We start from the raw sequence: 17699 nt of genomic DNA on the forward strand, positions 1-17699 counted from the left end.
CCCTTCGCCTTTTCTTCCACTTCCTCCAGGACCCACGAGCATGCAACGACGCACCACCTTCCACGCCCTCCTCGGCCTTGGCGCCGCCGCCCTGCTGGCCACCTCGGCCGCGCAGGCCGACAGCGGCCCGGCCATCCGCATCCTGGTGGGCTTCCCGGCCGGCGGCAGCAGCGATGCCATTGCGCGCCTGCTGGCACAGGGCCTGCAGCAGGAACTGGGGCGCAGCGTCATGGTGGAAAACAAACCCGGCGCCGGCGGCCAGATCGCGGCGCAAACGCTCAAGGGCGCCAAACCCGACGGCACGACGCTGTTCCTCTCCAACAGCCACACGGTCGCCATGATCCCGCTGACGATCAGCAACCCGGGCTTCGACACCGCCAAGGACTTCGCCCCCGTGGCCATGGTGGCGGTCAACCCCGACGTGTTCGTGCTCAACACCGGCGTGCTGGGCAAACCGAATGCCGGCCTGCGCGACTTTGCCCAGTGGGTCGCGGCCAATCCGGCCAAAGGCAATGTCGGCGTGCCCGCACCGGCCAGCGCGCCCGACTTTGCCGTCGGCGTGGTGGCCAGGGCGCTCGGCGCCGACCTGAAGTCGGTGCCCTACCGGGGCGACGCCCCCATCGTGCAGGACGTGATGGCCGGCCAGGTGCCGGCCGGCATCGGCTCGGTGGGCGCCATGCTGCAGCCGGCCAAGGCCGGCAAGCTGCGCATCGTCGCCGTCAATGGCACCAGCCGCCTGCCCATCCTGCCCGACGTACCCACCTATGCCGAGCTCGGCATCAAGGGCTACGAAGACATGATCTTCAACGGCGTCTTCGCCCCGGCCGGCACCCCCGCCCCCGTGATCGACAGCTACAGCGCGGCCATCACCAAGGTGGTGAAGTCGCCCGAGTTTGCCGACAAGCTCGCCAACCTGGGCATCAGCGCCCACGCCGGCAGCGCCGCCGACCTGAACGCCCGCCTCAAGGCCACGCAGGACTTTTCCGCCACCATGGTCCGCAACGCCGGCTACAAACCGCAATAAGCCTTCTCCCATGAGTCTCATCCAATCGACCCCGATCACCGGTCCCGCCGCCTGGCGCGGCCCCGACTTCGCCCACGACCACAGCTGGATCCACCCGATCACGCCCGAGGCCCTCGCCGTGATCGACGCCGCGCTGGCACAGCTCAAGTCGCGCGGCCTGCGCTTTCCCGACTTCACCCGGGACGACTTCCCGATCCACGCGCTCGCGCCCGACTTGGCGCGCTACACCGATGAGCTGGAAAACGGCCGCGGCTTTCTGGTGCTGCGGGGTCTGCCGGTGGAACGCTACAGCGACGAAGACCTCGACGCCATCTACTACGGCCTGGGCCTGCACATGGGCACCCCGGTGCGCCAGAACCCGCGCGGGGACCTGCTGGGCGCCGTGATGAACGTCGGCGACGCGACGCAAAAGAGCACGCGGGTCTACGAAACCAACCTCTACCTGCCCTACCACTCGGACCCGTCCGACGTGGTCGCCCTGCTGTGCGTGCGCAAGGCCCTGCGTGGCGGCCTGAGCAGCCTGGTCAGCGTGGCCGCGATCTACAACGAGATCCTGACCCGGCACCCCGAATACATCGGCCTGTACTACCGGCCGATGTATTTCGAGCACCTGTGCGAGCCCCGGCCCAGCCTCTCGCCCATCTTCAGTTACCACGAAGGCAAGCTCAGTTGCCGCTACCTGCGCCAGTACCTGGAGCTGGGGCATGAAATCATGGAACAGCCGCTCTCGCGGGTGGAAATCGCCGCCCTCGACCTGTTCGACGACGTCATGCACGATCCGAACATCCGGCTGGACATGATGCTGGAGCCGGGCGACATCCAGTTCGCCAACAATTACGCCGTGCTGCACTCGCGCACGGGCTTCGAGGACGACCCCGATCCGGCCCGCTGGCGCAAGATGATCCGTCTGTGGCTCAAGATGGGCAACGCGCGCCCGCTCGCGCCCGAGTTCCCGGGGCGCAACGGCTTCCCCGCCCCGGAGCCCGCAGCCGCCCTGGCCTGACGGCAGGGCCGCTCACCCGGGCCCGGCAAGTACCAGGGCCTCAGGCGCTCGCCGGGCCCGGCCTCACCGCCCTCACTGGGGCCGGATGTCGTTCTTGCGAATGACCTCGGCCATGGCTTCGGTGTCGGTCCGGATGCGGTGCGCGAGCCCTTCGGGCGCGGTCCCCACCACCTGCCAGCCCTGGGCCGCGATGCGCTCGCGCACCTCGGGCCGGCGCACGATGTCGGCCAGCAGTTCCGACAGGCGCTGCACATGGGCACGCGGCAGGCTCTGCGGCGCGGCCACCGCGTTCCAGATCTCGAGGTTGAGGTCTTTCACGCCCGCCTCGCTCAGGCTGGGCACATCGGGCACCACGCTGCTGCGCCCGGCTGACGTCACCCCGATCGCCTTGAGCTTGCCGCCCTTGACCTGCGACATGGCCAGCCCCGGCGGCAGCAAGGCCATCTGCACCTGCCCGCCGATGAGGCCGGTGATGACCTGCGGGTTGCCGGGATACGGCACGTGCATCGGCGCGATGCCCGCCCGCGCCTTGAGCAGTTCCATGCCCAGATGGGCCACGGTGCCGATGCCCGGCGTGCCGTAGTTCCAGCGGTCGCCGCTCTGCCGCGCCGCCTCGAAAAAGGCCGCACCGCTGGTCGCCGTGCTGGCCGGCACCGCCAGCACCAGGGGCGACACCGCGATCAGCGACACCGGCTGCAATTCCTTGAGGGGATCGTAGGTGGTGGCCGGGTTGAGGATCTTGGCAATGGTCAGGTTGCCATTGATCATCAGCCCGATGGTGTGGTCGTCGGTGGCGTGCGCCACGACGGCGGCCCCGATGTTGCCGCCGGCCCCCACCCGGTTCTCCACCACCACCGGCTGACCGAGCGCCTGCGCCAGCGGATCGGCCAGCACCCGGGCCGTGAGGTCGGGCGAAGAACCCGCCGGGAATCCCACCACGAGCTTGAGCGGCCGGTTCGGCCAGGGGGCGTTGTCGGCCCACGCGCTGGCGCCCGTGGCGGCCAGCGCCAGGGCGGCCGGCAGGGCCAGCAGGCGGCGGCGCAGGGGTTGCGGCAACAGGACGGGTGCGGGGGTTCTCATGGGCGTCGTCCTCGGGTGTTTGGCTGCGCCGCCCGTCTCGGGGCCGGCGTCCCGGCAAGCGTAGCAGGCCCGGCCGTCGTTCAGGCCAGGGGGTCGGGCGGTCCGCTGTAAAGCCAGCGATTGTCCATCACGGACTCGCCCAGCGCCGCCATCGCGAGGTTGCGCGCCAGCCGCACGGGCCCCACGGCGTGAAAGATGCTGCCATTGCGCGCCGAGCGGGCCTGCACCCGCGCATTGCGCGCCCACCGCACCTGCGCATAGCGCGCCAGCAGGGTCGGCCAGTCGACCACGCCGCCCGGGGCTTCGGCGACCGAGCGCAGGCGCCCGAGGGTCCAGGCATCTTCCAGGGCCATCGCTGCCCCCTGCGCCAGGTACGGACGCAGGGGGTGCGCCGCGTCCCCGAGCAGGGCCACGCGGCCGCGAGCCTGATCCTGCACGCCGGTCATGGGCGGCCGGTCGTTCAGCGCCCAGAGCTTCCAGTCCTGCACCGAACGCAGCATGTCCATGAGTTCAAAACAGACCGGACCCAGCGCGCGCCGCAGATCGGCATCGCGCGCCTCGTGGCTCCAGGCCTGCGGATCGCTGCCCGGCGGGCCGCCATGCCCCTGCCCGAGCACCCCGTGCACCACGGCCACGATGTTGAACCACTCGCCGCGCCGCACCGGGTAATGCACCACGTGCAGGCGCGGCCCCAGCCAGGCGGTGACCGCGTTGGCGCGCGACAGCGCCGGCACATCGCGCGCGGCGATCATGCCCCGGTAGGCCAGGTGCCCGCTGGCCCGCACCGGCTGCGCACCCAGCAACTGGTGGCGCACCCGGCTCCAGAGCCCGTCGGCGCCGATCAGCGCCTCACCGCGGAACTCCGCATCGTTTTCGGCGTGCACGCGCACTTCACCCGGCAGGGCCTCGTAGGACGCCACGCGCGTGCCGAGCGTGAGACGCACCTCGGGCCGCTGGCGCACGGCGTCGTGCAGCATGGCCAACAGATCGGCACGGTGGATGGTGGCGTAGGCCTGGCCGTAGCGCGCCCGGAACAGCGGCCCAAGGCGCATGCGCCCGATGCGGTGCCCCCCATGCGCGTCGCGCACCTGCAGCTCTTCGGGAAAGGCTGCACAGGCGTTGAGCGCCTCGGTCAGGCCCCAGTCCTGCAGCACGCGCACGGCATTCGGGCCCAGCTGGATACCAGCCCCGACCTCGCCGAAGGCCTCGGCCTGCTCGACCAGTTGCACCACCGAGCCCGAACGGGCCAGGGCCAGCGCGCTGGCCATGCCGCCGATGCCACCACCGGCCACCACGACGTTTTCTTTCATGAGGCGGCATTGTGCCGACCAAGCGCCGGTGCAGCTTGACGGGGATCAGCAAACCCCGTCATCGATGCCGTGGACGACAGCGGTGGAGCGCTACAGCACCCGCTGGAACCAGAACAGCGACAGCCCGGCCGAGAGCAGCACCAGCACGGCCGCGACCAGGGCCAGCAGGCCGGAAACCTCGGTGTCCTTTTTTTCGACCGTGAGCCGGGTGCTCAGCGACTCGTACACCTTCTTGAGGTTGTCGGCGGTGCCGGCATAGAAGTATTCGCCCTGGGTGGCACGCGCCACTTCCTTGAGGCTGTCTTCATCGAGCCGCACGCGCATGGACCAACCTTCGAAGCCGATCACCTCGCCATCGACCGTGCCCACGCCCACGGTGTAGACCTTCACCCCGCGGTCGGCCGCCATCTTGGCCGCCTCCTGCGTGTCCACCCCCGTGGTGCGCTGGCCATCGGTCAGCAGGATGATGGCGGCCGAGCTGTACGACCCGGGCGGCACCGGTTCAAACGGTTTGGCCTCGCCCTGGACCGCGGGCTGCTGGTCGATGGGACGGCCCTGCGGACCGAAAGGGTCGTTGCGTCGGCCCCAGGTCACGCTGGCGAGGTCCACCTGGCCGGGGAATATCTCCGACAGCGCCACCACGATGGCACTGCCGATGGCGGTGGCGCGCTGCATCTGGAACTTGTCGATGGCGGCGTGCAGGTCTTCGCGGCTGAGCGTCACCGGCTGGACCACCTGCGCCGAGCCGGCAAAGGCCACGATGCCCACCTTCACATGGCGCGGCAGCTCGGCCAGAAAGGCCTTGGCCGCGTTCTGCGAGGCCACCAGGCGGTTGGGTTCCACGTCGGTCGCGCGCATGCTGCCGGACACGTCCATCGCCAGGATGATGGTCTGCTGGGTGGACGGCAGCAGGATGGTGGCCATGGGCCGCGCCGCGGCCAGCAGCATGGCCGCAAAAGCCAGCAACAGCAGCACGGGCGGCACGTGGCGGCGCCAGTTCCCGCCCCGCCCCATGGCTTCGCGCACGATCGACAGGCTCGCATAACGCAGCGCCGTCTGCCGGCGCCGACGCAGCAGCCACCAGTACAGCAGCACCAGCACCGGCAGCAGCAGCAACAGCCACAGGAACTGCGGCCAGATAAAGGTGACGGGCAGGTTGTTCATGCAGCGGCCTCCTTTCGCGCGGTGCCGGTGGCCACGCGCACCGGCACCGGCCCGGTCGAGGCGCCCCGGTGTGCACCGGAACGGCGTTTGCGCAGGTCGACGAAACGCACCACCGCATCGGCCAGATCGTCGTCGGTGGACAGCTCCAGCGCATCCACGCCGGCACGGGCCAGGCTTTCGCGCAAGACCGCTTCGCGCTGGGCGGCGATGCGGGCGAAGCGCTGGCGAAAGCCGCGGTCGTGCGTGTCCACCAGCAGCTGTTCGCCGGTTTCGGCATCGCGCAGGGTCAGCAGCCCGAGGTCGGGCAGTTCAAGTTCGAGCGGGTCGAGCAGGCGCACCGCGACCACGTCGTGCCGGCGCGCCAGTTCACCCAGCGGCTGCTCCCAGCCGGGCTCGCTGATGAAGTCGGACACCACAAACACCGTGCTGCGCTGGCGCACCGTGTGCGTGGCGGCGCGCAGCAGGTCGGCCAGCCGCGTGGGGCCGTGCGGCGGCGCCTTGCCAGCGGAGACTGCGGGTGCCTCGGGCCCGAGCATCTGCATCAGGCGCAGCACCTGCCCCCGCCCGCCCCGTGCCGGCAACACGGCGTGCACCGCCGCCTGCCCGCGCCCCCCGTAGAGGGCGGCGCCGACCCGGTTGCCATGGCGGGTGATGAGCCGCGCCAGCACCCCCACAAAGCCCTGCAGCACCTCGCGCTTGCGCTGCTCACCGGAACCGAAATCGACCGAGGGGCTGAGGTCGAGCAGGAACCAGGCCGCCATCTCGCGGTCTTCGGTGAACACGCGCACGTGCGGCTGCTGCAGGCGCGCGGTCACGTTCCAGTCGATGTGGCGCACGTCGTCGTGCAACTGGTATTCGCGCAGGTCGGCCAAGTCCAGCCCGGTGCCGCGCATCAGCGTGCGGTAATCGCCCTGCAACAGGCCGTCGAGCCGGCGGATCACCGTCCATTCGAGCCGGCGCAGCAGGGCTTCGGTGCGGCCGTTGTCTGCGGCCTGCGGCGGCACGGGCGGCGCGGCGGGAGGGGCCTGGCGGCGGCGGAACAGCCCCATCTCAGGCCGCCTTGCGTTCGGGCGCCAGCGGCTTGGCCGGTGGCAGCACGGTTTTCATGATGCGCGCCACCAGCGCGTCGCCGTCGAGCCCTTCGGACAGGCCTTCGTAGGACAGCACCACGCGGTGGCGCAGCACGTCGGGCACCAGATCGACCATGTCTTCCGGCAGCGCATAGCTGCGGCCCCGCAGCAGCGCCAGCGCACGCGCGCCCTCCACCAGCCCGATGGTGGCACGCGGGCTGGCGCCATAGGTGATGAGCCGCGCCATGTCCTTCAGGCCGTGCCGCTCCGGCGTGCGGGTCGCCGATACGAGGCGCACCGCGTACTGCACCAGCGACGGGTCCACGTACACATCGCGGCACTGGCGCTGCAGGTCGGCCAGCTGGGCGGTGGTCGCCACCGGTTGCACCTCCAGGCGCGGTCCCGTGACACGTTCGACGATGACGTACTCCTCCTCGTCGGTCGGGTAGTCCACCAGCACTTTCATCATGAAGCGGTCCACCTGCGCCTCGGGCAGCGGGTAAGTGCCTTCGGTCTCGATGGGGTTCTGCGTGGCCATGACGAGGAAGGGGTCGGGCACCTGGTGCGTTTCGCCGGCGATGGTGACCTGCCGCTCCTGCATCACCTCCAGCAGGGCGCTCTGCACCTTGGCCGGCGCGCGGTTGATTTCGTCGGCCAGCAGCAGGTTGGCGAACACCGGACCCAGCGCGGTGGCGAACTCGCCCGTCTTCTGGTTGTAGATGCGCGTGCCCACCAGATCGGCCGGCACCAGGTCGGGGGTGAACTGGATGCGCTTGAAGCGGCCCTGCACCGCCCCCGCCAGGGTCTTGACGGTCAACGTCTTGGCCAGCCCGGGCACCCCCTCGACCAGCAGATGCCCCTGCGCCAGCATGGCCACCATCACGCGTTCGAGAAAACGGTCCTGGCCCACCACCACGCGCTTGACCTCGTAGAGGATCTGTTCCATGAGTTGCGCGTGGTCGGGGGAAGTGTGTTCGCTCATGCAGCGCTCCTGGAGGTTCAGAAAGGGGGAAGGCCGGCCGCCGCCGCAGCGCTCTCGATCGGCACGGCAAAACCGATGCCGACAAAGGTGCGGTGGCTGGTGGGGTTGAGGATGCCGGTGACGATGCCCACCACCTCGCCGTCCATGGTGACCAGCGGCCCGCCCGAATTGCCGGGGTTGGCCGCCGCGTCGAACTGGATGAGGTTCTCGATGTCCTGCTGCCCCTCGGGCGCACGGAACGAGCGGCCGAAACCCGAGATCACCCCGGCCGAGGTGGACGGGCCGATGCCGAAGGGGTAGCCCACCGCCACCACCTGGTCGCCGGGCAGCAGGTCACCGGTGCCCCGCAGCGTGGCCGCGTGCAGGTCGTCGGGCAGCGTGTGGGCCTGCAGCACGGCCAGGTCGTTCTGGGGTTGCACGGTGGTGACGGTGGCGCCGGATTCGGAGCCGTCGGCAAACACCAGGCGCAGGCGCTCGGCCGACTGCACCACGTGCAGGTTGGTCAGGATCAGGCCGGTGTCGACGATCACGACCCCGGTGCCGACACTCTGCTCCACCTCTTCACCCTTGCGGTTGTTCGCGAAGGACTCGACACGCACCACGGCGGGGCGGATCTTGGCCGCAGCGCGCGCGGCCGCCGAAGGCAAGTTCTGCGTGGTGAGGGTGCGCAGGACCGCGGCGTCGATGTCCTTTTGCGTGAGCGCGCGCGGGCCCTGCGCGCGCTGCCACCAGACACTGGCCGCCAGCAACGCTGCCAGCAGCAGCAGGGCCACCCAGAGCCCCCGCACATCGGTCAGCCAGCGGCGCCAGCGCCCGCGCACAGGGGCCGGTGCCGCCATCCCATCGGCAGGCACGGCCACGGCCGGCTCCCCGGGAACCGGCGCCGGGCCGGAGCGGGCGGAGGGGCTGTAGAGGGCTGGCTTGCGCATGGCAACTCCCTGCAGGGCGCCCGGCGGGCGCGTGGCTCACATCATGCCGCCTTGCGGCGCTGCGCTCAAGCGCCGAGCAATTGCCTGAGCACGTAAGGGAGAATTCCGCCGGCCCGGTAGTGGCCCACCTCGATCGGGGTGTCGATGCGCAGCGTGACGGTCAGCGTGCGGCGCGTACCGTCCGGACGGGTGATGACCAGTTGCGCATCGCTCTGCGGGGTCAGCGCGGGATGCGGCACCACGTCCACGGTTTCGTCGCCGCGCAGGCCCAGCGATTCCCACGAGTCCCCGGTCTTGAACTGCAGCGGCAGCACGCCCATGCCCACCAGGTTGGAGCGGTGGATGCGCTCGAAGCTGCGCGCCACCACGGCCTTGATGCCCAGCAACTGCGTGCCCTTGGCGGCCCAGTCGCGGCTGGAGCCGGTGCCGTACTCCTCGCCCGCAAAGATCACGGTGGACACGCCTTCGGCCTGGTAGCGCATGGCCGCGTCGTAGATGGCCAGCTTCTCGCCCGAGGGCTGGTGCAGCGTGAAGCCGCCCTCTTCCCGCGCGCCATCGGCCTTGGGCGGCAGCATCAGGTTCTTGATGCGCACGTTGGCGAAGGTGCCACGCATCATCACCTCGTGGTTGCCCCGGCGCGAGCCGTAGCTGTTGAAGTCGGCCTTGAGCACACCGTGCTCTTTGAGCCACAGTCCGGCGGGCGAGCTCTCCTTGATCGAGCCGGCCGGCGAGATGTGGTCGGTGGTGATCGAATCGCCGAACAGCGCCATCACCCGCGCGCCCTGGATAGACACCGGCACGTCGGCCGGGCCGCCCTGCAGCGAGAAGCCCGTGAAGAACGGCGGCTCGGCGATGTAGGTGCTCGATGGCCAGTCGTAGGTGGTGCCGGCGGCCCCGCGGATGCGCTCCCACAGCTTGCCCGGCTCGGTGCGCACCTGGGCGTAGTTTTCGCGGTAGGCCTTGCCCTTCATGGCGTGGCGCATCAGCGCGTGAATCTCGTCGCTGGTGGGCCAGATGTCGCCCAGGTACACGTCTTTCCCGCCCTTGCCCTGCCCCACCGGCTCGGTCATCAAATCCTTGAGCACGGTGCCCGCGATGGCATAGGCCACCACCAGCGGCGGACTGGCCAGGAAGTTGGCCTTGAGGTTGGGGTGGATGCGCGCCTCGAAGTTGCGGTTGCCCGACAACACAGCCGCGCAGACCAGGTCGTTGCGCACGATGGTGTCGTTGATCGCCGGCGCCAGGTCGCCCGCGTTGCCGATGCAGGTGGTGCAGCCGTACCCGGCCAGCGCGAACCCGAGCTTTTCCAGATAGGGCAGCAGGCCGGTCTCGGTCAGGTATTCGGTGACGATGCGCGAGCCCGGTGCCAGCGAGGTCTTGATGTGCGGCCGCACCTTCAGCCCCGCTTCCACCGCCTTCTTGGCCAGCAGACCCGCCGCCAGCAGCACGCTCGGGTTGCTGGTGTTGGTGCAACTGGTGATGGCGGCGATCAGCACATCGCCATTGCCCAGGGTATAGCCCTTGGCCGGGGCCGCGCCGGCTTCGCTGGTCACCACCGGGTGGCGCACCGGCAGCCTGTCTTCGGGCTGGTTGAAGCCGTTGCTCGCGGCCGGCTGGCTGAACAGGCTGCGGAACTGCGACGCCACCAGGCCCAGTTCGATGCGGTCCTGCGGCCGCTTGGGGCCGGCCAGCGACGGCGCCACGGTACCCAGGTCGAGCGTGATCACCTGCGAATAGGCGATCTCACCGGCCTTGATCTGTGCGCCCGCCGCGCCCGGCACGCCGAACAGGCCCTGGGCGCGGAAGTAGGCCTCGAAGGCCTCGATCTCGGCCTTGCTGCGGCCGGTGCCGCGGAAGTAGTCCAGCGTCTTGCCGTCGACCGGGAAGAAGCCCATGGTGGCGCCGTACTCGGGCGCCATGTTGGCGATGGTGGCGCGGTCCGGCAGCGACAGCGAGGCCGTGCCTTCGCCGAAGAACTCCACGAACTTGCCCACCACCTTGTGGCGGCGCAGGATGTCGGTCACGGTGAGCACCAGGTCGGTGGCGGTCACGCCCTCACGCAGTTGCCCGGTGAACTCGAAGCCCACCACGTCGGGCGTGAGGAAGTACACCGGCTGGCCCAGCATGGCCGCTTCGGCCTCGATGCCGCCCACGCCCCAGCCCACCACACCGATGCCATTGATCATGGTGGTGTGGCTGTCGGTGCCGACCAGGGTGTCGGGGTAGTACAGCCCCCCCTTGAGGTGCACGCCGCGCGCCAGGTACTCCAGGTTCACCTGGTGCACGATGCCGAAGCCCGGCGGCACCACGCCGAAGGTGTCGAAGGCCTGCATGCCCCATTTCATGAACTGGTAGCGCTCGCGGTTGCGCTGGAATTCCAGCTTCATGTTCAGGTCGAGCGCGTTCTTCTGGCCGTAGTAATCGACCATGACCGAGTGGTCGACCACCAGATCGACCGGCACCAGGGGTTCGATCTTTTTCGGGTCCTGTCCCAGCCGGGCTGCGGTGCTGCGCATGGCCGCCAGATCGGCCAGCAGCGGCACGCCGGTGAAGTCCTGCAGCACCACACGCGCCACGGTGAACGGGATTTCTTCCGTGCGGGACGCCGCCGGCTGCCAGTTGGCCAGTTGTTCGACATGCGCCGGCAGCACCCGCTCGCCGTCGCAATGGCGCAGCACGCTCTCCAGCACGATGCGCAGCGACACCGGCAGGCGCTGCACGTTCGGAAACGCCTGCGCCAGCGCCGGCAACGAATAGAAGCGACCCGGCTTGCCCGACGCGGTCTTGAAGGTCTTGAGCGTCTTGGCAAAGGGGTGGGCAAAAGACGTGGACGTGGCCAAGGCGGGCTCCTTTGATCGTGGGGGCGCCCCCGGCGGGCACCATGACCCTATTGTGGACAGCGGCAATGCCTGCGTGCGGCATACGGGTATAGCCCGGCCGCCCCAACAGCCAATGCGGGACAATTCACCCCCTGATGAAAGCCCCCGAACTGCTCCTGCCCGCCGGCTCGCTGCACCGCATGCGCGCCGCCTACAACTTCGGCGCCGACGCGGTGTACGCCGGCCAGCCGCGCTATTCCCTGCGCGCGCGCAACAACGAATTCCGGCTCGAACAGATCGCCGAGGGCATTGGCGAAGCGCACCGGCGCGGCAAGAAGTTCTTTGTCACCAGCAACCTGATCGCCCACAACGACAAGCTGCGCACCTACCTGCGCGACCTGCAGCCGGTGGTCGAACTCAGGCCCGACGCGCTCATCATGGCCGACGCCGGCCTGATCATGCTGGTGCGCGAGCAGATGGAAAAGGGCCTCTGGCCCGAGGTGCCGATCCACCTTTCGGTGCAAGCCAACACCACCAACAGCGCCGCGGTGAAGTTCTGGCAGAAGCAAGGGATCAGCCGCATCATCCTGTCGCGCGAACTCAGCCTGGACGAGGTGCAGGCGATCCGCAACGACTGCCCGGACATCGAACTCGAAGTCTTCGTGCACGGCGCCCTGTGCATCGCCTACTCCGGCCGCTGCCTGCTGTCGGGCTACTTCAACCGCCGCGACCCCAACCAGGGCACCTGCACCAACGCCTGCCGCTGGGAATACAAGACCCAGGCCGCCACCACCGACACCGACACCGGCGACGCCGCCCCCGTGGCCAAGCTCGACGGCTTCAACTTCGCGCAGGAAGACGAGGAAGCCGCGAGCGCGTTTTCCACCACGGGCTCGGGCCAGCGCCACCCGGAGGCCAACAAGGTCTGGCTGATCGAGGAAGCCGGTCGCCCCGGCGAGCTGATGCCCATCATGGAAGACGAGCACGGCACCTACATCATGAACAGCAAGGACCTGCGCGCGGTCGAGCACGTGGGCAAGCTGGCCGCCATGGGCATCGACTCGCTCAAGATCGAAGGTCGCACCAAGAGCCACTACTACGTGGCGCGCACCGCGCAGGTCTACCGCCGCGCCATCGACGACGCCGTGGCCGGCAAGCCCTTCAACCCCGAGCTGCTGCTGGAGCTGGAAGGCCTGTCCAACCGCGGCTACACCGGCGGCCTGATGGAGCGCCGCCCGGCGCAGGACTACCAGAACTACATCACCGGCCACAGCGAAAGCCACCGCAGCCAGTTCGTGGGCGAGGTGCTGCAGGTGCGCGAAGACGGCTGGGCCGAGGTGGAAACCAAGAACCGCTTCGCTGTCGGCGACCGGCTGGAAGTCATTCACCCCAGCGGCAACCGCATCGTGCAGCTGGACGCGATGCAGAACCAGGACGGCGCCGCCATCGACGTCGCCCAGGGCAGCCCGGTCAAGGTCTGGGTACCGCTGGCCGCGCCCAGCGAAGGCGCACTGATCGCCCGATTGATGGCCTGAGCCCCCACGCTCCACCGCTGTGTGGGTCGCTGGCTCCCAAGGGGGCCAGCGGCGGGTCAGCCTGAGCCGCTCGCTCAGCGCGCCGCGTCGCGGAAGAAGCTGATCCGATCGGCGTCCGCCGGGTGCGAGGCGAAGCCCAGGCCCCAGAGCCTGCCTTGCTGCGGTTGCTCGGAAGTGGCTGGCTCTGCACACACCACCTCGGTCTCGGCCGGTTCCGGTTGAAGCAGTTCATCGCCACAGCGCTTGAACAGCGCGAAGCGTTCGAACAGCCGGATCATCAGCGCCGGCGACAGGCCCCCATCGCGCAGCACCGTGGCGGCGTAAGCGTCGGCCTCGCGCTCGGCTTCGCGCGAATAGTGGGCCTGCCCCAGCCACAGCGGCACCGTCGCCAGCACCCCGCTGTAGTCGCCCCAGAGCGCCGAAGCGGCAAACCCCAGCACCCCGATCTGTACCAGCATGCGCACCCCGTGCCGGTGCTGCACATGGCCGAGTTCGTGCGCCAGCACGCCGGCAATCACCTCGGTGTCGTGTTGCAGCAGCCGGGCCATGTCGTCGGTCAGCAGCAGGATGCCGCCCGGCAGTGCCAACGCGTTGGGGCCGATGTCCTCGCTGTGGCGGATCAGCAGGCGCGCGGGGCGCACGCTCACACCGCGCGCCGCCTGCGCCGCCGTGTGCGCCCGTTGCACCTGCTGCCAGGCCCGCTCGATCGCCTGCTGCTGGGCCTCGGCGAGTTGGCTGGGCTGCATGAGATCACCCACCTGGGCCAGCACCGCCTCGCCGATCTGGCGCTCGGCAGCGTCGGGAAAACGGTCGGCGATCACCCGGGCCGCCCACGGCAGCCCCCAGACGTAGCCGCTCGCGCACAGCGCCACCAGCAGGCACAGGCTCAACACCACCCCGCGCCAGCTCTGCTGCAGCCGGACAACGGGCGATTCGGACTGGCCCCCGGCACGCACCCAGGCGTCCCAGGCCGCGGCGTCGGTGGACTGGATGCTGCCCCCGTCGGGCAACAGGGCGATGCGCGGGCCGCGCCGCGTGCGTTCCGGCCATTGCACGCGCCGGGCCTCGATCTGGCGCGGCGCCTCGGCCGCGTCGATGTGCAGCCAGCCGTCCGTCAACCGGGCCCGCACCGCCTGGGCCCGGTTGCTGCGGCCATCGAAGTAGCGGACGTTCAGCCCCTCGTCCGGTACGGGTGGTCGGTGCTCCATGCGCGCGCCAGCTCAGAGGCCCATGTCGAGACCGAACAGGTCGCCCGCGGCCTCGCCGGCGGCCTCACCCGGCTGCTCATGTTTCGCCGCTGCCAGGGCCTCCATGTCGATGACGCTGCGGATGTGCACCGCCTCCAGCCGCAGGCGCGCCACCGCGACCTTGGCAAACGGCCAGTACAGCCCCAGGGTGAGCGCGATCAGCAGACCGTTCTTGAAACCCAGCAGCAACAAACGGCGAAAGCCAAGCTGGCTGATGAAACGCATCTGCGCATTGCCGGTTTTGGTCCAGACCAGGTTCTGCAGGCGCGCGGTGAGCCAGGGACCGATCACGAAAAACATCAGCAAGCCGGCTCCGGCAAACAGCATCGGCAGCACGCGGAACAGCACCCACAGCACACCGTCCCAGGCGATCCCACCAGCGAAACGGAGCCCGACATACAGCATGCTCAGTCCCACCAGCGCCAGCAGCACCAACAGGGGCTTGAGCGCGATCAGGTAGAAAGCGCCCAGCCCGGCGCGAAAGTCGGTCTGCAGGCCCGCATAGCTGTAGTGCCGGTGCTGGTAGGCCTTCATGCGCCAGAACAGCCACGGCAGGGTCAGCAGAAACAGCAGCAGCGCCCCGCCAAAGGCCCCTGCCCACCACGCGGGCGGCGTCGCGTCCGGGTCTTCGGGAAGGGCAAAAGACAGCAGCACGAGCGGCAAGGCCGCCAGGAACGACGGCAGTTGCGTCAGATAGGCATCGCGCAGCGAGCCCACGAAGCGAAAACGCAGGCCCCGCCAACTGGTGTTGCCCAGGCGAAAGGCCAGCGACGAGCGCCACAGCGCCGGCCACAGCGCGGCCAGCGCCACGAACGCCACCAGTCCCGCGATCGCGGAGAAGCTGCTGGCCCAGTTGTAGAGCACGAACAGCACCCCGACCAGCACCCAGCCCTTGAACATCTGCCGGGCCTCGCCGTGAAAGCCCAGCGGATCGCCATCCACCAGGGTGTTGGCCCAGAAATAGCGCAGCCGCCGCACCTTGGCCCAGGGCCAATACAGACCCAGGGTGACGAAAAGCAGCAGCAGGTTGACGATCCAGATGCGGAAGTACTCGCTCCCCGAGCCCGTGAAGGTGATGGGCAGATGCCGCACGGTGGCAGCGCCCGCCGATGGGGCGTGGTTGTTTGGAAAAGGCATGTGACAGCAAGACAGTGGTGACAGAGCGCGCATTGTGCCCGCCAGGAACCCAGGCACGGCCCACGCCCTGCCGCCCACCCCGCACCCCTGTCACCCGGGTCTCAGGCCATCGCGAGACGCTGCGCTCCGCGTGCCCCCGCCCATTCCAGCTCGGCCATGACCAGCACCACCAGCGCCTGCGCCAGCACCCAGCCCAACCCCAGCCCCGTCAATGGCAGACCGGCCCCGAAAGCCAGCCAGAGACTGGCGGCGACCCAGGCGAAGTTGCCGGCGGCCAGCAGCCGGACACCGCCCACTGGCGGTTCGGTCCGGGCCGCGAGCCAGCCGGCGGTGGACGCCGCCACGATCACAATCAGCGCCGTCACTTGCAGCCAGTTGGCGGGAATGCCGGTCCAGGTGGACAACGACCCGGCCAGCGCCAGGTGGGACAGGCCCAGGCCGATGCCGCAGGCGGCATCGAGCCCAAGCACACGGCGCAGGGTGGACACAGAGACGGTGAACATGGTGGACTCCTTGAAAAACGATGGGAGCCCGATGCTCCGGCGACCCGGGCATGGCGTCCATGACCTGCGAGGTCATGACATCGACACGCGGACCGCCTACGATGGCGGCATGAACGCCCACCCCGCCGTCCGCCGTGTTGCCGTCGGCGATCACCTGCGCCACTGGCGCCAGCAGCGCCGCCTGAGCCAGCAGGATCTGGCCTTCGACGCCGGCCTGTCCACACGGCACCTGAGCTGCGTGGAGACCGGCAAGGCCAGCCCCAGCCGCGAACTGGTGCTGCGCCTGTGCGAGCACCTCTCGGTGCCGCTGCGCGAGCGCAACGCCTGGCTGGTGGCGGCCGGTTTTGCGCCGATGTACCGAGAGCACCGGCTCGACGATCCCCCGCTGCAGGCGGCGCGGCAGGCGGTGCAGCACATCCTGGACCGCCACGAACCCTGGCCCGCCGTGGCCTTCGACCGGCACTGGAACCTGGTGCTGTCCAACCGCATGGTGGTGCCGCTGCTGGCCGGCGTCGACCCGGCCCTGCTGGTGCCGCCCGTGAACCTGCTGCGCGTGAGCCTGCACCCGGGCGGCCTGGCGCCACGCATCGCCAACCTGCACCAGTGGCGCGAACACCTGTTCGCGCGCCTGCAGCAGCAACTGCACACCACCGGCGACGCCGGGCTGGCGGCCCTGCTGCAGGAGCTGCAGGCCTATCCGGACCAGCCGCCCGAGCAGATCCGCCGCCTGGACGGCGAGCACCCGGGCGTGCTGATGCCTTTCCTGGTGCACACCCCGACCGGCGTGCTGCACCTCATCAGCACCACCACGGTGTTCGGCTCGCCCACCGACATCACCCTGCAGGAGCTGGCGATGGAGACTTTTTTCCCGGGCGACGAAGCCTCTGCCCAGGCGCTGCGCACACTGGCGCAAACGCTGCCCTGAAGGCGCCACCGCCCGCATGGCATCGCCCTTGCATGCACCGCAGTCAGTCCACCCACCTCCGGAGCCTTCCATGAGCATCCGTTCCCCGCTGGTTCCCGCCCTCCTCGCCGCGTGGCTGCTGGGTGCCTTGCCCGCCCATGGCGGCCCGGTACTCGAACGCATCCGCTCCGAAGGGACCATCACCCTCGCGCACCGCAACGCCTCGGTGCCGTTTTCCTACCTGGACCCGCAAGGGCAGCCCGTCGGTTACGCGCTGGACATCTGCAAACGCCTGGCCCAGGCGGTGCAACAGAAGCTCGGCCTGAAAACCCTGACCGTGGCCTACCTGCAGGTCACGCCCGCCAACCGGATCGAGGCCGTGGCCCAGGGCCAGGCGCAGATGGAATGCGGCTCCACCACCAACAACGCCAGCCGGCGTGAGCAGGTCGCGTTCACCATTCCGCACTACATCACGGGGGCCCGCCTGCTGGTGAAGGCCGACAGCCCGGTGGACCGCATCGACCACCCGCAGCTCAAGAAAGTCGTGTCCACCCGCAGCACCACCCCGCTGGCCGCCTTGCGCCAGGCGGTGCGCGTGCGGGCGCTGCCCCTGACCATCGTCGAGGCCGACGACCACGAACAGGCGGTGGCGATGGTGGAGAAAGGCCAGGCCGACGCCTTCGCCATGGACGACGTGCTGCTCTACGGCCTGGCCGCCGGCCGCACCGACCCCAAGGCGCTGAAGGTGGTGGGCCAGTTCCTGACCACCGAGCCGCTGGCCATCATGCTGCCCAAGGACGACGAGGCGCTCAAAAAGATCGTGGACGACGAAATGCGCCGCCTGATCTACAGCGGCGAAATCCTGGGCATCTACAGCACCTGGTTCGAAAAACCGATTCCCCCCAACGGCTCGCCCTTGAACCTGCCGGTCAACTACCTGCTGCGCGACTTCTGGAAGTACCCGACCGACAAGGTCCCGTTCTGAAGCGGGC

At 69.5% G+C, this 17699-nt stretch carries 15 protein-coding genes; 5 read left to right on the forward strand and 10 right to left on the reverse strand.

Annotated elements, in window-relative coordinates:
• Positions 1-40: 40 nt before the first annotated feature.
• Together L0977_RS04495 and L0977_RS04500 are read left to right on the forward strand one after the other, a co-directional pair.
• Entirely contained in the window at positions 41-1024 is a 984-nt protein-coding gene (locus L0977_RS04495) for a tripartite tricarboxylate transporter substrate-binding protein (protein WP_234263576.1), read from the forward strand.
• Between the two features lie 10 nt (positions 1025-1034).
• Positions 1035-2027, forward strand: a complete 993-nt coding sequence (locus L0977_RS04500) for a TauD/TfdA family dioxygenase (RefSeq protein WP_234263578.1) — start codon at positions 1035-1037, stop codon at positions 2025-2027.
• A gap of 72 nt (positions 2028-2099) precedes the next feature.
• On the opposite strand, the gene L0977_RS04505 is transcribed toward L0977_RS04500, so the two are convergent.
• From L0977_RS04505 to acnA, 7 genes are all read right to left on the reverse strand, one after another.
• Positions 2100-3107: a Bug family tripartite tricarboxylate transporter substrate binding protein gene (locus tag L0977_RS04505; RefSeq protein ID WP_234263580.1), complete on the reverse strand. Its 1008-nt coding sequence runs from the start codon at positions 3105-3107 to the stop codon at positions 2100-2102.
• Positions 3108-3187: 80 nt separating this feature from the next.
• Positions 3188-4417, reverse strand: coding sequence for an FAD-dependent monooxygenase (locus L0977_RS04510; RefSeq protein WP_234263581.1), 1230 nt, complete (start codon positions 4415-4417; stop codon positions 3188-3190).
• Positions 4418-4507: 90 nt separating this feature from the next.
• On the reverse strand, positions 4508-5581 hold the full coding sequence (locus L0977_RS04515) for a VWA domain-containing protein (RefSeq protein ID WP_234263582.1): 1074 nt from the start codon (positions 5579-5581) through the stop codon (positions 4508-4510).
• Positions 5578-6630 carry a DUF58 domain-containing protein gene (locus tag L0977_RS04520; protein WP_442786608.1) on the reverse strand — a complete coding sequence of 351 codons (1053 nt, stop codon included), beginning with the start codon at positions 6628-6630 and terminating at the stop codon, positions 5578-5580. The genes L0977_RS04515 and L0977_RS04520 overlap by 4 nt, the downstream gene beginning before the upstream one ends.
• A 1-nt stretch (position 6631) precedes the next feature.
• Positions 6632-7633, reverse strand: a complete 1002-nt coding sequence (locus tag L0977_RS04525; RefSeq protein ID WP_234263583.1) for an AAA family ATPase — start codon at positions 7631-7633, stop codon at positions 6632-6634.
• Positions 7634-7650: 17 nt separating this feature from the next.
• Positions 7651-8562, reverse strand: coding sequence for a S1C family serine protease (locus L0977_RS04530; protein WP_234263584.1), 912 nt, complete (start codon positions 8560-8562; stop codon positions 7651-7653).
• A 65-nt stretch (positions 8563-8627) separates the two neighbouring features.
• Positions 8628-11402, reverse strand: coding sequence for an aconitate hydratase AcnA (gene acnA, locus L0977_RS04535; protein ID WP_234263585.1), 2775 nt, complete (start codon positions 11400-11402; stop codon positions 8628-8630).
• 134 nt (positions 11403-11536) lie between these two features.
• Between acnA and trhP the strand changes: the two genes are divergently transcribed.
• Positions 11537-12916 carry a prephenate-dependent tRNA uridine(34) hydroxylase TrhP gene (gene trhP, locus L0977_RS04540; protein WP_234263586.1) on the forward strand — a complete coding sequence of 460 codons (1380 nt, stop codon included), beginning with the start codon at positions 11537-11539 and terminating at the stop codon, positions 12914-12916.
• Between the two features lie 74 nt (positions 12917-12990).
• Here trhP and L0977_RS04545 read toward each other — a convergent pair whose 3' ends face one another.
• From L0977_RS04545 to L0977_RS04555, 3 genes are all read right to left on the reverse strand, one after another.
• On the reverse strand, positions 12991-14124 hold the full coding sequence (locus L0977_RS04545) for a M48 family metallopeptidase (protein ID WP_234263587.1): 1134 nt from the start codon (positions 14122-14124) through the stop codon (positions 12991-12993).
• 12 nt (positions 14125-14136) lie between these two features.
• The gene (locus L0977_RS04550) at positions 14137-15300 is read right to left on the reverse strand and encodes a YjgN family protein (RefSeq protein ID WP_234263588.1); all 1164 of its coding nucleotides are present in this window, start codon (positions 15298-15300) and stop codon (positions 14137-14139) included.
• A gap of 101 nt (positions 15301-15401) precedes the next feature.
• Positions 15402-15803 (reverse strand): hypothetical protein, encoded by a 402-nt coding sequence (locus tag L0977_RS04555; RefSeq protein ID WP_234263591.1) that lies wholly within the window; start codon positions 15801-15803, stop codon positions 15402-15404.
• 109 nt (positions 15804-15912) lie between these two features.
• Between L0977_RS04555 and L0977_RS04560 the strand changes: the two genes are divergently transcribed.
• Both L0977_RS04560 and L0977_RS04565 read left to right on the forward strand, forming a co-directional pair.
• Complete coding sequence (locus tag L0977_RS04560; protein WP_234263592.1) at positions 15913-16728, forward strand: helix-turn-helix domain-containing protein; 816 nt, start codon at positions 15913-15915, stop codon at positions 16726-16728.
• Positions 16729-16798: 70 nt separating this feature from the next.
• Positions 16799-17692: an amino acid ABC transporter substrate-binding protein gene (locus tag L0977_RS04565; protein WP_234263593.1), complete on the forward strand. Its 894-nt coding sequence runs from the start codon at positions 16799-16801 to the stop codon at positions 17690-17692.
• Positions 17693-17699 lie beyond the last annotated feature (7 nt).

Origin of the sequence: Hydrogenophaga sp. NFH-34, assembly GCF_021401345.1 — a bacterium.
GTDB lineage: Bacteria > Pseudomonadota > Gammaproteobacteria > Burkholderiales > Burkholderiaceae_C > Hydrogenophaga > Hydrogenophaga electricum.